Source organism: Anaeromyxobacter terrae (assembly GCF_022690685.1).
Taxonomy (GTDB): Bacteria; Myxococcota; Myxococcia; order Myxococcales; family Anaeromyxobacteraceae; genus Anaeromyxobacter; species Anaeromyxobacter terrae.
In genome coordinates this window covers 166,314-184,115 of sequence record NZ_JALCYY010000002.1, presented here as the reverse complement: position 1 = coordinate 184,115, position 17,802 = coordinate 166,314, and the positions used below count along the sequence as shown (strand labels likewise).

General features: G+C 70.4%; 13 protein-coding genes. 5 read left to right on the top strand and 8 right to left on the bottom strand.

The genetic code is table 11. The annotated features are described in order from the left end of the window. Positions 1-434 precede the first annotated feature (434 nt). A complete protein-coding gene (locus MNY62_RS01630) occupies positions 435-5,252 on the bottom strand; it encodes an RHS domain-containing protein (RefSeq protein WP_242342345.1) in 4,818 nt (1,605 codons plus the stop codon). A gap of 636 nt (positions 5,253-5,888) precedes the next feature. On the opposite strand from MNY62_RS01630, the gene MNY62_RS01625 reads away from it, so the two are divergent. Beyond that, complete coding sequence (locus tag MNY62_RS01625) at positions 5,889-6,941, top strand: threonine aldolase family protein (RefSeq protein ID WP_242342344.1); 1,053 nt, start codon at positions 5,889-5,891, stop codon at positions 6,939-6,941. Positions 6,942-6,989: 48 nt separating this feature from the next. Here the strand turns inward: MNY62_RS01625 and MNY62_RS01620 are convergent, their stop codons facing one another. The 5 genes from MNY62_RS01620 to MNY62_RS01600 all read right to left on the bottom strand — a co-directional run bounded on the left by MNY62_RS01620 (position 6,990) and on the right by MNY62_RS01600 (position 12,639). Next, entirely contained in the window at positions 6,990-8,015 is a 1,026-nt protein-coding gene (locus tag MNY62_RS01620) for a cytochrome d ubiquinol oxidase subunit II (RefSeq protein ID WP_242342343.1), read from the bottom strand. After that, positions 8,012-9,343, bottom strand: coding sequence for a cytochrome ubiquinol oxidase subunit I (locus MNY62_RS01615; RefSeq protein ID WP_242342342.1), 1,332 nt, complete (start codon positions 9,341-9,343; stop codon positions 8,012-8,014). Before MNY62_RS01615 ends, MNY62_RS01620 begins: the two co-directional genes overlap by 4 nt. A gap of 105 nt (positions 9,344-9,448) precedes the next feature. After that, complete coding sequence (locus tag MNY62_RS01610) at positions 9,449-10,801, bottom strand: sigma-54-dependent transcriptional regulator (RefSeq protein WP_242342341.1); 1,353 nt, start codon at positions 10,799-10,801, stop codon at positions 9,449-9,451. Continuing rightward, positions 10,770-12,332: a sensor histidine kinase gene (locus MNY62_RS01605; protein WP_242342340.1), complete on the bottom strand. Its 1,563-nt coding sequence runs from the start codon at positions 12,330-12,332 to the stop codon at positions 10,770-10,772. Before MNY62_RS01605 ends, MNY62_RS01610 begins: the two co-directional genes overlap by 32 nt. Positions 12,333-12,408: 76 nt before the next feature. Continuing rightward, entirely contained in the window at positions 12,409-12,639 is a 231-nt protein-coding gene (locus tag MNY62_RS01600) for a hypothetical protein (RefSeq protein ID WP_242342339.1), read from the bottom strand. Between the two features lie 284 nt (positions 12,640-12,923). On the opposite strand from MNY62_RS01600, the gene MNY62_RS01595 reads away from it, so the two are divergent. Continuing rightward, entirely contained in the window at positions 12,924-13,937 is a 1,014-nt protein-coding gene (locus MNY62_RS01595; RefSeq protein WP_242342338.1) for a hypothetical protein, read from the top strand. A 692-nt stretch (positions 13,938-14,629) separates the two neighbouring features. Here the strand turns inward: MNY62_RS01595 and MNY62_RS01590 are convergent. Next, the gene (locus MNY62_RS01590) at positions 14,630-15,406 is read right to left on the bottom strand and encodes a glycerophosphodiester phosphodiesterase (protein WP_242342337.1); all 777 of its coding nucleotides are present in this window, start codon (positions 15,404-15,406) and stop codon (positions 14,630-14,632) included. An 84-nt stretch (positions 15,407-15,490) separates the two neighbouring features. Between MNY62_RS01590 and MNY62_RS01585 the strand changes: the two genes are divergently transcribed. Further along, positions 15,491-15,682, top strand: a complete 192-nt coding sequence (locus MNY62_RS01585; RefSeq protein WP_242342336.1) for a twin-arginine translocase TatA/TatE family subunit — start codon at positions 15,491-15,493, stop codon at positions 15,680-15,682. Between the two features lie 182 nt (positions 15,683-15,864). Here MNY62_RS01585 and MNY62_RS01580 read toward each other — a convergent pair whose 3' ends face one another. Continuing rightward, a complete protein-coding gene (locus MNY62_RS01580; RefSeq protein WP_242342335.1) occupies positions 15,865-16,341 on the bottom strand; it encodes a CBS domain-containing protein in 477 nt (158 codons plus the stop codon). Positions 16,342-16,506: 165 nt separating this feature from the next. Between MNY62_RS01580 and MNY62_RS01575 the strand changes: the two genes are divergently transcribed. Continuing rightward, positions 16,507-17,409, top strand: coding sequence for a LysR family transcriptional regulator (locus tag MNY62_RS01575; protein WP_242342334.1), 903 nt, complete (start codon positions 16,507-16,509; stop codon positions 17,407-17,409). Positions 17,410-17,506: 97 nt separating this feature from the next. Then, positions 17,507-17,794: a hypothetical protein gene (locus MNY62_RS01570; protein WP_242342333.1), complete on the top strand. Its 288-nt coding sequence runs from the start codon at positions 17,507-17,509 to the stop codon at positions 17,792-17,794. Positions 17,795-17,802: the final 8 nt, after the last annotated feature.

Sequence of the window (17,802 nt, the reverse complement as noted above, 5' to 3'; positions counted from 1 at the left end):
GTTCTACATCGGCACGAAAAGCAGCAGCGTCATCGTGCATGCCAGCACCGACGGAACGAGGGCAGCCGCCCATCGCAGGCGCCGACTACCCGGTGTCATGAACCCGAGCCAACCGACGAGAGCAACTAGTACGAACTTGTAGGTGGCAACTAGTTGCGCTCCTGGGCCTGACTCCGGAGTACCGAGCCACAACAGGAGGGGGAGTATCGAAGCGCACCCAGCAAGAGCCGCTACAGACGCCGACGAGAACGCCCAACAGGCGATAGCGAGGACAACGATATCAAGAACGATGGCGAGCACCGGCCCGAGCGCGCCCGCCCTTGCCGTGAAGCCTTGCACTCCAGAACCCGCAGGCGAGAACAGGATTATGGCCACGACCCCGATGAGGAGGCGTGGGACACCAACCTTGGCGGCCTTCGAGATGACCTGCCGAATCATGGTCCGCATTGGCAGCTCCCCAAGTGTTCGTAGCCGGGTAGCCGTTGATATCCGGGAGAAAACCCGAGGTTGTTCGGCCATGGCCCCGAGTAGCTTCCGCCGCACATCTTTACCGCGTAGTCGACACAATCGCAGCAGTTGAACGTCCACATGCTGTACCGACGCTGTTCGCAGTCCTTCATCGTCTGTTCCAGACAGCGGTCGAACGGCGTCTTGTCTCCGCACGTAGGCGGGTCATTCGGCGGGTCGATGGGATGGCATTCGGCTGGCCAATCTGGCTGGAGGTCTCCAGTGACGTGTGGTGTATCGTCGTTGACCCACTCAGCCCAGTAACTGGTGGTGTCTCCGCTCGGACCTCCCGTGCGCAGATAGCAGTGCTTGGCGCCAAAGGTCCCCAAAGGACCCTTCACTGCACGACAGCACACTTCTGCATACAGCCCCGTCGAATCCGTCCACCGCATCGGATTCTGATTCGCGTACCCATACCACTCAGGCCCAAAGCCCCCATTGAACCCACCCGCCAAGGCGACTGGGTCCAGTTCGAGGTACCTCCCCACCCCCGGCAGATACCACCTGTTCCAGTTGTAGTACGGCCCCTGGAGCCCGACGCTCCCGAGCAGCCGCTCGTCGTACTGCCCCGGCAGCCGCAGGTTCGGCACCACCGTGCGGCCCGAAAGAGGATCTAGGGCTGTGGTCTCTGCGACGTCCCCGTAGGGCCTGGCCTTCGCCTCCCATACAATCTGGCCGGCAGAATTCGTCAGCGCTCGTGGAAGGCCGATGTGGTCCACGTGGAAGTAGTACGCGTAGCCCTCGCTCGAACCGGCAGGGCCCGGGTATTCGATTTGAACAAGCGGCTTTCCGTCTAGCCACACATAGTCGCGAACCTTTTGCCATGGGTTCTGTGGATCACCGTTGAACTTGAGCTCGGACAGTGGATTGCCGTTGGAATCCGACACCACGTAGACCCAAGTTCCTGTCGCATCCTGGCGTGCTATCCGCCGGTCGCGAAAATCGTATTTGAAGCGTGCAAGCGTCTTCGTAACTTCTCCCGCTCCGCTGCAAGCGCCTCCTCCGGGCGTTAGGTACAGACTCTTGTTCCCATAGAGCACAAGCCGTCCCGCCGCGTCGTGGTACAGGCAAATCGCTCGTACAATGGTCGAACCGGACGGGTCATACTCTGCGATTGCCGCCAGCGTGTTTGCGTTGTCGTATGCGAAGGCGTGACGGCGCACCCCGGCGACCACCCGTTCCTTGACGCGGGACATCGTGGCGTAAGTGAAGGACGCCGCTGTTCCCTCGACCGACTCGGCTGTTCTGTTGCCTGCGCCGTCGTAGGAGTAAGAGAGCCATCCCGCCGACGAAGAGAGCCGATCGAGAAAGTCGTAGGCGAAAGCGGCCGAGTCGCTCCGCGGCAAACCAGACATCGTCGTCGATGTGTCGACGATCCCGTTGACGTCGCCAGCGGGGCTCATCGAGTACGCGAGCGCGACAGGGCCGCTCGAGATGGCGGCCGGCTGGTATCGTCGATCGAGAGTCTGCCGCACAACCGTTGCATTTCCGAGCTCTGCGTCGGACGAAGGGCCATTGGGGTAATGTGCGATGTTGTTCGCGTATACGGTGCCATCGCCAAGGTTCAGAACCCTCACCACGTCGCCCGTGCTCGGATCGCGATCGTAGCGAATCCGAAGCCCTGACGGGTACGTGATCTCCGAGGTAGCGCCGTTCGCGTCGTATGAGTAGCTAGTAACGAGCGGCGCCGAAACGCCCTTCTCGAGAATCATCTCCGAAGCTATGCGGCCGCCGCCATCGTACGTGAAACCTATTGAGCGATCTGGCTCGGTTACGCTCGCGAGGCGGCCCTCCGCTCCCGGAGCGTCGTACTGGTAGGAATATGTGACGGACTCCGAGCCCTTCCACGCGTAGCTGGTGAGCACACGATCGAGCCCGTCGTAGGTGAACTTCTTCCCGATCTGGTTGCCGTTGCGCCGCTCCAGCATATTGCCACGTGCATCAAATATAAACTGTTCGGGCCCGAGAGGCTCGTTGAGCTTTGTTACGTAAGCGACTCGACCGAAGTCGTCGACCTTGTATTTCGTGGTTACGCCCGCCCCGTCCTTGACCGAGGAAAGCGTCCCGGAGTTTTGTGCGTACGTGTAGACTGCGACGTCGAGCGAAGTTAGCAGGCCTGAGGGATCCAATCCGGTTTTCCGCACCGAGGTCACACGGTTGACGCCGTCGGGCGTGAAAAGCGTCTCACGTCCCTCCTCATCGCTCGTGCTCGACAGAAACCCGGACGAGTCGTAGGTCCACACGCGAGCTAGTGACGGATACTCAGGATTCGTCTCGCGGACGACGCGATGCTGCACGTCGAAGATGGCATCTCGCTCCCACGTTACCGCGCCCTGCGTGTCTCGCCTCTCTGAATGGATCCGATTTCCGGCAGCATCGTATGCGTGGTGCTCGCTCCGGCCGCGGTGCACTTCCGCGCCGGCCGCCTCGGGATCTCCGTCGAACCACTCGGAGGCCGTCACTCGTCCCTTCCCGTCGTACGAGAGGCTCACCGCGGAGCCGCTCGGATTGACCTGCAACCGGGGCGACAAGCCGTCGTAGTAGCGCGTCTCGCGTTGCTGGCCATCCGGGGAGAGCACGAAGCGGGGTCTACCGCGTGCGTCGCGAATAATGGTGGTCATCCCGCCGTCTGAAGCGGCAATGCGGTATACGCCGAACGAGTCGTAGTCGTAACTCGTCACGAGCGGCGGGGTCGTGGCTGCCGCGTATCGCTTAATCTCCTTTAGGCGGCCTCGACGCGCCAGCGATTCCTGGTCTCCCCAGTAAGTGCGTTCTTCGATGGGCGTCACATCGGTTGCAGAAGGTCGATCGAGATTGACAGGGCCGTAGGTCCGGACGACCCGCCCGTGCGGGTCGTACGAATAGTACGTAGCGTGCCGCTCGAACAGCACGCCGCCCTGAGACCCAATGTAGATGTATCCGCTGACGACCTCGCGGCAGACGACGCCGCCGGCTGGCAGAGCCACTTCAGTGCAAGCGTAACCAGGGGGATCGTCGGACTTGGGCAGCTGATCGTAATCCAATGAACGCGTGTATGGCTGTGCGGATGTGAGCAGATTGATACCGCTTTTTCGCGTAACGCTTGTGGGGATATCAAGATCGAGAGCGACTGCCTGGGCAATCGGCTTCGCAATGCCGTATCCCCGTCGTTCTTGAGTCGAGTCGGCGGGGAGAGTAGATGGCGGCGTGCATGTCGTCCCCTTGTATGCGACGGTGCGTGTGGTTCGCCCGACTGCGTCGTATTCGTTTACGTCGACGTGGCTCTGGGCATCGGTCGAGCACGCGAGCAGTCCCTGGCTCCAGACGAACGTCTGGGCGGGTCCACACGCGCACCCGTCGGACACGGACGTCACGCGGCCGTCGACATCCAGGGAGCGTATGCTCGTGGCAAACGTGTCGCCGTCGGGCCCACGGAAGTACTCGGTGACCGCAACTCCTGCGGGGTCATCGTAGTTCACGCCAACGCTCGAAGCGGAATCCACGACTCCGATGGCGCGTCCGAGGGCATCGTACGAGAACTCAGCGACGGCATCTCCCGCCTCGTTCCGCACCGCAAGTAGGCGCCCATCCGGATCGTATGCATAGTCACGCAAGACGCTTCCATCCGCATCGACGGAGCGGCTGAGATCTGACCCCTGATACACGTACGTTGCGACGACCGAACCGTCGTAGCGGAGCTCTGTAGCAAGCCCGGTACTGCACGCCGTCGAGTTGCGCAGCTCGAGCACGTGACCCACCTGGTCTTCGAGGCCGATGAATAGCCCGGCAGGTCGATCGTATTGGACCGAGACGGTTCTCCCACTACGGTCGGCGACCTTCGTGAGCCGGGCGATGCCACCCATCTCAGGCTGCGCGCAAAGCCGTAGGTCCATCTCGGAGGAGGAGCACGCGTCGCAGACTGTGCGGAACTCGAGCTCGCGCCCATCCGTGAGGAAGAGTATCCACGCACCGCCAGGGCGTCGGACTAGAACGTTGTGCTGATCACCCTTTTCGTTTGTGGTGGTGTACGGAAGGTAGAGCGTCCATGTCTCGGCGCCGTCGAGGGAGAGAACGTCGCCAGAGTGCTTGAACTGAAACCCTGAGACGATTCCACGCGCGACCGTGCACATGTCGTTCTCGCACGTAAGGGTCGCCTCCCAATCGTGTCGCCATCCGCGCCCGAAGATCCCCGCTGGGCCCCCGAGCAACGAGTAGTCGATGCTGTTGTAAGTGCGCGAGAAGGAGAGCTTCGATAGAGCTTCGACGGAGAAGTCCGAAAACGGCTCTGTAATGGCGGCGCCTGATGCGATGAGGATGGGGTCGGCTCCGGCCTTCGCCTTACAGCAGCCAGCGCTCGGCGTTGTCACTGTTCCCGCGAACTGCGCCTTGCAATCATCCGAGCAGTGCTCGTCGATGGAGCCGTTGCAGTTGTTGTCTAGACCGTCGCCACAGATCTCGGCGTTCTGGCTCTTCGCGCTGCAATCGGCGACCTGGCTCGGATTGCAGGAAGGCTTGTCACACGAAGCTTCGCACTTGCACGCTCCTGAGCCGCGTATGCACTTTTCGTCGATACATCCATCGTAGTTGTCGTCGACGCCGTTGCAGACCTCTGGGCCGCCGCGCGCAGTGCAAGCCGATGAGGTGTCATACGGGGCGAGGGATGGGTCGTCACAACGTGCGCCGCAAGCTCCGCTCTCAAGTGTTCCCGCGCACAGTGGATTGCTCGCCGGTGTTCCGTCCGCGCAGTAGAAGTCCTGCACGGTCATGCACTCCTGGAAGTAGGGAAGGCACCAGGGTCCGGCTCTGCATGTACGCGTCTCGTATACCTGTGCGTAACAAAAGGGCGCCGAGGCGCCAGAGCGCGAAGGTGCCGCGGCAGACATGCAGGCTAGAAGTACGATCTGAGCGAGGCGCGCACGAGCGCTGGCGCTGAGCCTATGGATGTGAATGAACCGCCCTCCCAAGGTCGATCACTCAACACGGTCCGCAGGTGAATCGCGAGGCAGAGTCGCGGCGTTCGTACAGTTCAGCTCAGGACGAACGATTCCGCTTCCACATCACCATGTGACGCAGAGTGGACCACACTGAGGGTATCCGATGCAAGGGCGCTTCACGAAGACCCCGGCCGCAAGCCTCCGACTTGGGGCTGCGGGCTTGTAAACGATCCGTGAGAAGCGCATACGGCGTTTTGACCTGCCTCCTGGTCACGACGTCGATCTCCAGGTGCACCTCGACGAGTGCCCGGGCCCGGCGCGCGCAAAAGTCGCGATTCGAAATCGAACCGCCAACCCCCGCCCCGGTGAGTAACCCGCGGATGCGATGAATCACGTGAGCGATGGCGATCCCTGCGCGCCGCGGGCCCCTGGCGCGCGGCCGGCGCGCGGCCTTACCATGCGCGCGCCATGACCACGCCCCCCCACGAGCGGCGCCACTTCGCGAGCGACAACTACGCCGGCATCTGCCCGGAGGCCTGGGCGGCGATGGCCGAGGCGAACGTCGGCCACGCGCCGGGGTACGGCGACGATCGCTACACCGCGCGGGCGGCCGACCTCGTCCGCGAGACGTTCGAGACCGACTGCGAGGTGTTCTTCGTCTTCAACGGCACCTCCGCCAACTCGCTCGCGCTCGCGTCGCTCTGCCAGTCGTACCACTCGATCCTCTGCCACGAGGCCGCCCACGTCGAGACCGACGAGTGCGGCGCGCCCGAGTTCTTCTCGAACGGCACGAAGGTGCTCACCCTCCCCGGCGCGGACGGACGGATCGACCCCGCCAGCATCGACCACATGGTCGAGAAGCGCAGCGACATCCACTACCCGAAGCCGCGCGTGGTCTCCGTCACGCAGGCGACCGAGCTCGGGACGGTCTACCGGCCGGAGGAGCTCGCCGCCATCGGGGCGCGCGCGAAGGCCCGGGGGCTGCGCTTCCACATGGACGGCGCGCGCTTCGCGAACGCGGTCGCCTCGCTGGGCGTCGCGCCGAAGGAGCTCACCTGGAAGGCGGGCGTGGACGTGCTCTGCTTCGGGGGGACGAAGAACGGCATGGCGGTCGGCGAGGCGGTGGTGTTCTTCGATCGCGCGCTCGCGGCGGAGTTCGACTACCGCTGCAAGCAGGCCGGCCAGCTCGCCTCGAAGATGCGGTTCCTCGCGGCGCCGTGGGTCGGCATGCTCCGCGACGGCGCCTGGCTCCGCCACGCGCGCCGCGCGAACGAGCAGGCCGCCCGCCTCGAGGCCGGGCTCCGCGCGATCCCCTCGGTCCGGATCCTCCACCCCCGCCAGGCGAACGCGGTGTTCGCCGCCCTGCCGCCCGGGGCGGCCGACGCGCTCCGCGCGCGCGGCTGGCGCTTCTACGACTTCATCGGCGGCGGGTCCCGCTTCATGTGCGCGTGGGACGTGACGGAGGACGACGTCCGCGCGCTCGTCGCCGACGTCGCCACGATCGCCGGCGCGCGCGGCTGAGCACCACCGCGCCGGGATGCGCGGCCGGTCCTCTCGAGCGCGCCAGGGTCAGCGGCGGAGCTGGGTCGAGGGACGGTCAACGACCGAGAACGGCCGCTCGCCCTTGAACACGCGGAAGAGCAGGTACAGGGCGGGGAAGAGGAAGAGGGCGCCCGCCGCGAGCGCCCACAGCACGGCGACCAGCGTCGCGCGCGGCGCGCTCGCGCTCTCGAGCGTGAGGCCCGGGACCACGAGGTACGGGTACTGCGAGGCGCCCCAGCCGAGGACGATGAGCGCGACCTGCGCCGCGGCCGCCGCCCGCGCGAGCCGGTAGCGGCGCCGGAAGAGCCCGACGAACGCGGTCACCGCAGCGACCGCGGTGGCGGCGTGGAGCGGGAGCGAGAAGCCGCGCCGGGTGAGCCCGGCGAAGACGAGCGGCGCGTCGTACCAGGAGAGGACGCCCGCGAGCGCGGCGGCGAGGAACACGGCCGCGCCCGCCCCGAGCGCGCGGCGCCGGAAGTCCTCCCTCAAGGCGTCCTTCGCCTCGACCGCGAGGTAGGTCGCGGCGAGGAACGCGAAGAGCGCCGCCGCGAAGAAGCCCACCGCGAGCGGGAACGGTGAGAGCCAGGCGAGCGGGTCGACCCCCTCAGGCGGCCCGGCGAGCCGGCCGGAGGCGATGGCGCCGACGACCACCCCGAGCACGACCGGCGCGAGCACGGAGGACGCGGAGAAGACGAGCCCCCAGCGCACCTGGACGCGGTCCTCGGGCGTGTCGAAGGTGCGGAAGGTGAAGGCCGCCCCGCGGAGCACGATGCCGAACAGGAGCAGCACGAGCGGCACGAAGAGCGTGATCGAGATCGCCGCGAACGCCCTCGGGAAGGCGGTGAAGAGGAGGACGATGACGAGGATGAGCCAGACGTGGTTCGCCTCCCAGATCGGCCCGATCGCGTGCTCGACGAGGTCGCGCTGCGCCCGCTTGCGCGGGCCGGTCGCCAGGAGATCCCAGATCCCGCCGCCGAAGTCCGCGCCGCCGAGGAGCGCGTAGAGCACGAGCGCGGCGAGCATCGCGCCGGCGAGGAGGTCCGCGGCGGTCACAGGGCGCCCCCCACCCGCGCGGGCGCCCCGACCTCGGACGCGGGCGGGCTCTTCGCGATCTGGCGCCGGAGGAGGACGATCACCATCACGGCGAGGAAGAGGTACAGGATCGTGAACAGCACGAACGGGACGGCGATGTTGCCGACGGGAGTCACCGCGTCGGCGGTCCGCATGACGTCGCGGATGGTGAACGGCTGCCGGCCCCACTCGGTGACGAGCCAGCCCGCCTCGAGGGCGAGGAAGCCGAAGGGCGAGGTGACGAGCACCGCCTTCAGGAGGAGGCGCGGCAGGGGCTTCCCGCGGAGCCGATGGTACAGGTACGCGAGCGCGACGAGCGCGAGCGCGCTGCCGAGCCCGACCATGACCTGGAAGGCGAGGTGGACGTTCCGCACGTTCGGCCAGTTCTCGCGGGGGAACGCCTCGAGGCCGCGCACCTCCGCCCGCGGGTCGTGGAAGGCCAGCAGCGACAGGCCGTAGGGGATCTCGAGGGCGAGGCGCGTCTCCCGCGCCTCCACGTCGGGCAGCCCGCCGATCCGGAGCGGCGCGCCGCGCTCGGTCCGGAACTGCCCCTCGAGCGCGGCGAGCTTCACGGGCTGCGTCGCCGCCACCTGCCGCGCGGAGAAGTCGCCCGAGAGCGGCTGGAGGAGCGCCGCGACCGCGCCGACGCCGAGGGCGATGCGGAGCGCGCCGCGGTGAAACGGGTTCCCCGGCTCGCGCAGGAGGAAGAACGCGTGGATCCCCGCCACCGCGAACCCGGTCGCGACGTAGGAGGAGAGCAGCACGTGCACCACCTCGTGTGCCCAGCCCGGAGGGAACATCGCCACCAGCGGCCGCACCTCCGAGGCCGCGCCGTGGAGCACCGCGAACCCCGCCGGCACGTTCATCCAGGCGTTCGCGAGCGTGACGAAGAACGCCGAGGCGGCGCCGCTCACCGCCACGACGACCCCGCTCGCGAGGTGGAGCCGCGGGCCGACCCTTCCCCAGCCGTACAGGTAGATGCCGAGGAAGATCGCCTCCGCGAAGAACGCGAAGCCCTCGAGCGAGAAGGGCATGCCGATGATGGGGCCTGCGAACTCCATGAAGCGCGGCCAGAGGAGCCCGAGCTCGAACGAGATCACCGTCCCGGAGACCGCGCCGACGGCGAAGAGGATCGAGGTCCCCTTGGCCCAGCGCTTCGCGAGCTCGAGGTAGGCCGGCGCACCGGTCCGCCGGAAGCGCCACTCGGCGAGCACCATGAAGAGCGGCATGGCGACGCCCACGGCGGCGAAGACGATGTGGAAGACGAGCGAGGTCCCGAACAGCCAGCGTGCGGCGAGGAGGTCGTTCACGGGCCCCTGATGTAGTGGCCCCGCGCGCGCGCGCGCGTCCCGCTCGGGAGCGCGGACATTTCGCCGCGGGGTCGGCGCGCGCCCCCGGCGGGCTCCGCTCGCCGACTACGCCTTCGACTCCTCCCGCTCCTCGCCCAGGATCCGGTAGAGCGTCTTGCGGTCGATGCCGAGCACCTCGGCGGCGCGCGTCTTGTTCCCGCCCTGCTCGGCGAGCACCTGCGCGGCGTAGCGGCGCTCGAGCTCGGCGAGCGTGGGGCGCTCCCCAGCGGCGACGGCGGGGATGGGCGCCGCGGCTGGCCCGCGGATCGGCTCGGGGAGCGCGTCCGGCTCGATGACGCCTGTCGGGTTCAAGGCGAGGGCGCGCGCGACGACGTTCTCGAGCTCGCGGACGTTCCCGGGCCAGCGCCAGGCGACGAGCAGGTCGCGCGCGGCGGGGGTGACCACCGCCTGCGGGTGGCCGTGCTTCGCGGCGAAGTGCTCGACGAGCAGCGGGATGTCCTCCCGCCGCTCGCGGAGCGGCGGGATGCGGAGCGTCACCACGTTGAGGCGGTAGTAGAGATCCTCGCGGAACCGCCCGGCCTGCACCGCCGCTGGGAGGTCCTTGTTCGTCGCCGCGACGACGCGCACGTCCACCTGCACGGGCTCGTTCGCGCCCACCCGGCGGATCTCGCCCTCCTGCAGCGCGCGCAGCAGGCGCGCCTGCAGCGCGGGCCCCACGTCGCCGATCTCGTCCAGGAACAGGGTGCCGCCGTGGGCCTCCTCGAAGAGCCCGCGCCGGCTCGCCTGCGCGCCCGTGAACGCGCCGCGGGCGTGGCCGAAGAGCTCTGACTCGAGCACCCCCTCCGCGATCGCGCCGCAGTCCACCGGCACGAACGGCCCCGAGGCGCGGGGCGAGGCGGCGTGGATCGCGCGCGCCACGAGCTCCTTCCCGGTCCCGCTCTCGCCGAGGATGAGCACGGTGGCCGGGCTCGGGGCGACGCGCGCGGCGGTCTTGTAGACCTCCAGCATCGCCTCGCTCCGCCCCACGACGTCCTCGAGCCGGTAGCGCTCGCGGACCTGCCCGCGCAGCGCCCGGTTCTCGAGGACGAGCGTGCGCTGCCGGAGCGCTCGCTCGACCACGACCGCGATCGCGTCGACGTCATACGGCTTCGAGATGTAGTCGAAGGCGCCGCGGCGGATCGCCTCCACCGCGCCCTCCACGTTGCCGAACGCGGTCACCAGCACGACGGGGGTGTCCGGCGCGGCCTCGCGCATGCGGTCGGTGAGCTGCAGGCCGTCGACGTCCGCCATGCGGATGTCGGAGACGACGAGGTCCACCGGGCCGCGCTCGAGCGCCGCCAGCGCGTCCTTCCCGTCCGGGAGCGCGAGCACGTCGTGGCCGCGCGCGACGAGGATCCGCGCGAGGAGCTCGCGGCTCGCGCGATCGTCATCGACGACCAGGATCCTGAAGCGCGCCATCGCCCTCCTCCTCCCCCGCCCTCTCCGCCGTCGGGGCCGGGATCCACAGCGTGAACGTCGCGCCCGCGCCGGGCGTGCTCTCCACCTCGATGCGCCCGCGCAGCGCCGCCGCGATCTCGCGCGAGATGGCGAGCCCGAGGCCGGTGCCCTTGCCGGCGGGCTTCGTCGTGTAGAACGGCTCGAAGATCCGCTTGCGCTCGTCCGGGCGGAGCCCCGCCCCCGTGTCGCTCACCGAGAGCCCGAGGAGGCCGCCGCGCCGGGCGGCGCGCACCGCGAGCTGGCCGCCGCCGGGCATCGCCTCCACCGCGTTCGAGACGAGGTTCCCGAGGACGTGGCCGACCAGCGCGGGATCGAGGCGCACCTGGGCGAGGTCGTGAGGCACCTCGCGCACGAGCTCGAGGCGCGTGCGGTCGGCCGCCGGCACGTTGAGGGTGAGCGCCTCGTCGACGAGCGCGGCGAGGTCCACCGGCGCCGCCTCGGGCTTGAGCCCGCGGGCCGAGTCGAGGAAGCGGCGGATGATGGCGGTCATCCGCTTCACCTCGCCCTCCACGACGTCGAGCCCGGCGCGGGTGTCCGGCGGGCAGGCCGGATCGCGCGCGAGGAGCTGCACGTGCCCGCTGATGGTGTTGAGCGGGTTCCCGAGCTCGTGGGCGATCGTGCCGGAGAGCTGGCCGAGCGCGGCGAGGCGCTCCTTGGAGGTGAGGTCGCGGCGCGCCTCGAAGAGCAGCCGGTTCAGCTCGGCGAGCTCCCGGTTCTTGCGGGCGAGGTCGGCCGTCGCGTCGGCGACCATCGCGGCGAGGTCGGCGTTGAAGCGGCGCACCCGCTGCAGCATGGCGCGGAGGCCGCGGGCGAGCACGCCGATCTCGTCGGTGCGCTCCGCGCCCGGCACGCTCTCCGCGTCGATCGCGCCCGACTGGACGCGCTCGATCGCGACCGCGAGCTGCGACAGCGGCCGCACGAGCATGCGGCCGAGGAGGAACGTGAAGGCGACGGCGAGGACCGCGGCGCCCACGCCCGCGACGAGGAAGAACACGCGGCGCTCGGTGCTCGCGATCTCCTCGACCTCGGAGAGCGTCGTCTCGATCCGCAGCGCGCCGAACGTCGTGCGCCCCTCGTGGAGAGGCAGATCCACCCGCCAGCCGCGCGACTCGCCGTCGTCGACGAGCGACACCGACGTCTCGACCGGGAACGCCCGCGCGGCGCGGGTCTCGGCCTCGATCTCGGCGCCCTCGGGGCCGAAGGTCACGCGCGCGACGCGCACCTCGCCCTTGCGCCGGATGGCGAGCTCGGCGAAGCGCACGATGCGGCGCGGCCGGAGCTGCTCCGCGAGCGCGTCGGCGGCCGTCTCGATGTCGGTGCTGGGGGAGAGGTCCAGCTCCTCGGCGACCGCCTTCGCGAGGTCGACGCTGCGCTCGCGCAGCGAGGCCTCGATGGCGCGGGTCGCGACGCGCTCGCCGAGGTACGACGCGACGGCGAGGGTCAGGACCAGCGTCGCGGCGAAGAGCAGGATGATGCGGGCACGGAGGGACATGATCGTTCCTGCTCACGCGCCCGGGGAACCCGGCGCCGGCGGCGGGGGTGAGCCGCCGGTGCCGGGTACCGTGCCGTTACTTCGACGCGGGCGCCGGGGCGGCCTCGGGCTTCGCGGCCGTCTTCTTCGCGGTGTGCTTCTTCGCCGTGTGCTTCTTCTTCGCCGGCTTCGCGGCCGGCGTGGCCTCCGTCTTCGTCTCCGTCGCGGCGGCCGGGGCCGGGGCCTCCGGCTTCGTCTCCTGCGCGAACGCGGGGGCGGCGGCGGCGAGGACGGCGAGGGCCGCGAGGGTGCCGATCATCTTACGCATGTGAGTCTCCTCCGGGCGCCGGAAAGGGTTGGGGTGGGCCCGGTGCGCGCGGAGAAGAGCACGGCGCGTGCCGGGCGGGGTCGGCGCCCCCCTCGGCCCGAATTACGCAAGGTTGCACCGTCCGTGGTGGGCACGAGGCGCACCCGAGCGAGGAGATCCGGGACGGGGCGGCGCGAGGCGGCGGGGCGATTCTCCCCGAATTGACCCATCAGGATCCCGGCTGTAACGTCGTCGCCGCTCGCCCGGCCGGAGCCCGTCCGGACGAGGCGCCCCTTGGAGGATCCATGCGTCGTCTGCTGGCGCCCATCGCCGTCGCCGCCGTCCTGTCGCTGCGCCCGGGCTCCGCCCTCGCGGGGGAGCCGCTCGACCTCGATCTCGCCCGGCTCGGGGCGCCGAGCGCCGACGTCTGGAAGCGGCTCGGCGAGGTGCAGGACACGCCGTTCACGCTCTCCGACTCGGACGCGGCGCTCCTCGCCAGCGAGGCGAAGACCCGCTTCGCCATCCTCTCCACCGAGACCGCGCTCGCGCTCTCGTCCGCGATCCTCACGCCCGCCTCCACGACCGGCTACGCCGGCTTCGACGTGGACCTCGAGGCGGCCTACGTCGCGGTCCATCCCGGCACCGTCGGCGGAACGACCTTCCCGTCGTCGCCCGCGTTCGAGCCGCGCGGGCCGTGGCAGACCCGCTCGATGACGCCGCACGAGCTCTTCCTGCCCTCGGTGCACGTCCGCAAGTCGCTGCCGTTCAGCTTCGAGGTCGGCGGCCGGATGATCTACCTGTCCCAGTCCTCGTACTTCGGCGCGCAGATCGAGGGGAAGTGGGCGCTCAACGAGGGCTTCCGCGTTCTGCCCGATCTCGCCCTGCGCGTCGCCCATACGCAGCTCTTCGGCCAGCGCGACTGGAACCTCGGCGCGACCGACCTCGACCTCATGGTCTCGAAGCGCTTCGGCGTGAACGGGGTGACGAGCTTCACGCCGTACCTCGCCGCGCGGTTCACCTACGTGCGGGCTTCGTCCGAGACCATGGACTTCGGCCCGCGCCGCGCCGGCGGCACCACCGCCACCGACCCCGTCGACCTGCGCTCGACACAGGCCGCGTTCCCCAGGCTGGGCGCCGGCCTCTACCGGACGACCGCGGGCCTGCGCTTCACCGCCCACGTGATCTCGCTCTCCGGAGAGGTGACCTACTTCGGCGGCGCGACGAAGGAAGGGAAGGCGAACCCCGCCGCCAACGAGTACCCGGACTACCGGCTCGCCTCGACGTGGGGCGGGGCGATCAAGGCGGGCTGGGAGTTCTGAACCGAGGCCGCTCGGCCGGAGCGTAGCGCCTCGCGGTAGCTGAGGCGCGGAGTCGAGGGACGACCTCGACCTCGACCTCGACTCGGACCTCGACTCGGACCTCGACTCGGACCTCGACTCGGACCTCGACTCGGACCTCGACTCGGACCTCGACTCCGACCTCGACTCCGACCCCGACCCCGACCTCGACCTCGACCCCGACCCCGACCCCGACCCCGACCTCGACCTCGACTCCGACCCCGACCTCGACCTCGACCTCGACCTCGACCCCGACCTCGACCTCGACCTCGACCTCGACCTCGACCTCGACCTCGACCCGACCTCACCCGCGACGACCGGCGCCCCGAGCCCCTTCACCCTCCCCGCCCGCAGCGCGCCGCCCTACGTGGCGGGACCTCGCGCCCGCAGGCGGGCACTGGACGCGGTAGGCACCGCCCGACCCACGGACCGCAATGCAACGCGGTCGGCCGCGTCACCCTCGCCCATGCGCAACCCCGCTCGCACGGCCCCGCGTTGCCGGCGGGGTCTGCGGACGGAACCGGTCTCAGTAAGTGAACCCCGTCCATCGTGCCCGCCGAGGACCGCGAGGTCCCGCCCTGGCGGCGCGCCACCGTGCCCTCGGCCGTGGCGATGCCGGCCAGAACGACCCCGACCCCGACCCCGACCCGACCCAACCCCGACCCCCGACCCCCTCACGCCGGAGGCGCCCCGAGCGCCGCCCGGATCCGCCCCGGCACATTCGTGATGATCCCGGTCGCGCCGAGCGCCGCGAGCCGGCGCGCCTCGTCCGGATCGTCCACCGTCCAGACGTTCACGGCGAGGCCGCGCGCCGCCCAGGCGCGCGCGCGGGCGGGGGTGACGAGCAGCCGCTCGGGATGGATCGCGGCGGGCCGCACGAGGCGAGTCGCGAGCGCGGTGAGGATGGGCCGCGGCTGCTCGGCCTCGACGAGGAGGCCCACCGGGATCTCGGGGGCGGCGACGCGGAAGGCGACGAGGAGCCTGTGGTCGAAGGAGGAGACGATGGCGCGACGGCCGGCGCGCGCGCCGCGGAGGACGCCCGCGACCGCGGCGGCGAGGCCGAGGTCGGCGCGGCGTCTGCGCGACTTGAGCTCGACGTTCACGACCGCGCCGGGGAGCGCCTCGAGGACCTCCTCGAGCCGCGGGATGCGCTCGCCGCGGAAGCGCTCGCCGCGGTGCACGCCCACGTCGAGCGCCCGGAGCGCGGCGAAGGGCGCGTCGGGGATGGCGAGCCGGACCCCGGAGAGGCGGGCCGCGTCCTCGTCGTGGAACACGACGACCTCGCCGGTGCCGCAGCGCCAGACGTCCAGCTCGACGCCGTCCGCGCCCTGCTCGAGCGCGAGGCGGAAGGCGGCGAGCGTGTTCTCGGGCGCGTCCGCGCTCGCGCCGCGGTGCCCGAGCACGAGCGGCCGACCGTCGGCCCGCGGCGCCTCGATCGTTCCTCCCGGCATGGTCGCGCTCCCCTTCGCGCCTGGCGTCGCGGCGGGCGCGCGGCTATCCTACTCCGCTCGCGGACGCCACCGCGCCGGATGCCGATGACCGAGCTCCTCCTCGTCCTCTTCGTGACCCTCCTCGTGTTCGGAGCGACGCGCGTCCCTGCGCTCGGCGACGCGCTCGGCCGCGCCGTCCGGAACGCGCGCGGCGCGTCGGGCGCCCCGCCCGCCCGGGCGGGCGAGGACCGGCGCGGCTCCGACGGAGACGCCCGCGAGACGCGCCGGGACGGCTAAGGCGGAGACCAGTCGATCTGGATCGCTACTGCGGCGCACGCTGGCTGGCTGCGCCGGGCAGACTCCTCCCTGCGCTGCTCGACGGGCCTTCCAGGCCCGCCTGCGCTGCTCGGTCGTCGTGTGCCCGGCTCGCCGACGCCATCGCGCGCCTCGTGACGCGCCCAGATCAACCGGGCTCCGCGTCAGGCAGCTCGGCCGTGGCTGAACAGCGTCATGATCGGCTGGGAGAGCTGACCGGCGCGGCCGCCGCGGATGTAGCTCTCGAGCTGATCGATGCTCCACTGCTTGTCCTCGACCACGAGGTCGACGAGGTCGAGCATGGAGATGACGCCCACGATCTCGCCGCCCTCCTTCACGGCGAGGTGGCGGGTGTGGCCGGTCCGCATGAGCAGGGCGCACTCGCGGTCGGTCGCCTGGGGCGAGACGGACGGCGCGTCGGTCCGCATGATCTGGCCGAGCGTCGCGTGGCAGGCGTGGGCGCCGCCCCCCATCGCGGCGACGAGGTCGCGCTCGGTGACGAGGCCGACGAGCTTCGCGCCGCGGCGGACGCCGACGGAGCCGATGCCGCGCTCGGCCATGAGGTGCGCGGCCTCCCGGAAGGTGGCGGACTCGTCGAGGGAGACGACGGCGCGAACGACTCGATTCTCGATGCAGGCCATGACTGGATTTCCTCCGCGGGCGCGGCCGGGGGAGGAGGGGCCCGGCGCGCCACGTCCGCATCATGGCCGCGCCGGCAGCGGGCGCGTCGTCGCAAGAACGGATGAGCCATAACCCGGGCTGATGGACCGCCCCTGCGGGCCGAGGCCGCCTGATATGCTCCGCGCATGAGCAGGCTCGATCCCCGGAAGCTCGAGACGTTCCGCGTCGTCGCGCAGACGCGGAAGATCTCCGCGGCGGCGAAGCTCCTCCACCTCTCGCAGCCCGCGGTGACCGCGCAGATCCGCGCGCTCGAGGAGGAGTGCGGGCGCGCCCTGCTGCTCCGGTCTTCGAAGGGCGTGACGCCCACCGACTGGGGCCTGCGGCTCCTCGAGGCGGCGAAGCAGGTGCACGAGGTCCTCGGGGCCGTGGAGACCGAGTTCCAGGGGGAGACCGCCGTCGGCGAGGAGGTGGTGATCGGAGCGAGCATGACGACCGCGGCGTACGTCGTGCCCCCGCTCGTGGCCGGGTTCCGCGCCATCCACGGCCGGGTGCCGTTCCGGGTGCAGGTGAGCAACACGGCGCGCGTGCTCGAGTGGGTCGCCGAGGGGAGGGTGCCGCTCGGGATCGTGGAGGGGCGCCAGCGCTCGCCGCGCGTCCACCTCGAGCGCTACCTGGAGGACGAGCTCGTGGCGGTTGCGGCCAGCGCCGCGCGCGACCTCTGCGGCATCTCGCGCGCCGCGGACCTCGCGAAGGTCCCGCTCCTCCTGCGCGAGCCGGGATCCAACACCCGCGCCGTCGTCGAGGAGGCCCTGACGGGCGTGCTGGGCTCGCGGCTGGTGCGCCGCTCGGAGCTCCTGTTCGGCTCGAACCAATCCATGAAGATGGCGGCCGTCGCCGGGCTCGGCGTCGCGTTCGTCTCGCGCTGGAGCGTGCAGCTCGAGGTCGCCGCCGGGACGCTCCGCGTCCTGCCGCTGCGCGACCTGCGCATCGTCCGGGCGTTCTCGTGGGCGACGGCGTCGCGGAACCTGAGCGGCGCTGCCGGCCGCTTCGAGGCGTGGGCGCGCCGCAACCCGCCGGCGCGCCCCTAGCCGAGGCCCTTCCGTAGTCGCCTGCGCGGGGCTCACCGAGCCGGACGGCGGTGAGTAACGATCCAGCGTCGTCGCCGCGCCTGGCCTGGAGGCCGCGATGAACGCGAACGAGCCCGTCCTTCTGACGGCAGCGCAAGCCCTCGAGCTCTCGCTCCCCGGGGGGCCCTCGCCGGGCTCGGCGCCGGCGTGGGCGACCCGCGGCGACGCCGTGAAGGCTGCGGCGATCGTGGCCGGCGTCGTGGGTGTACCCGCCCTCGTCGCCTCCATGGCGGTGCTGACGCTGTTCGCGATGACCGCGGTGGTGCTCCTCGCGCCGGTCGTCGCGGCGGTGCTCACCTGGATCGCCTGGAAGGCGAACCGGGCTCCGCGAGCCCCGCCGCGCTGACCCGCCGG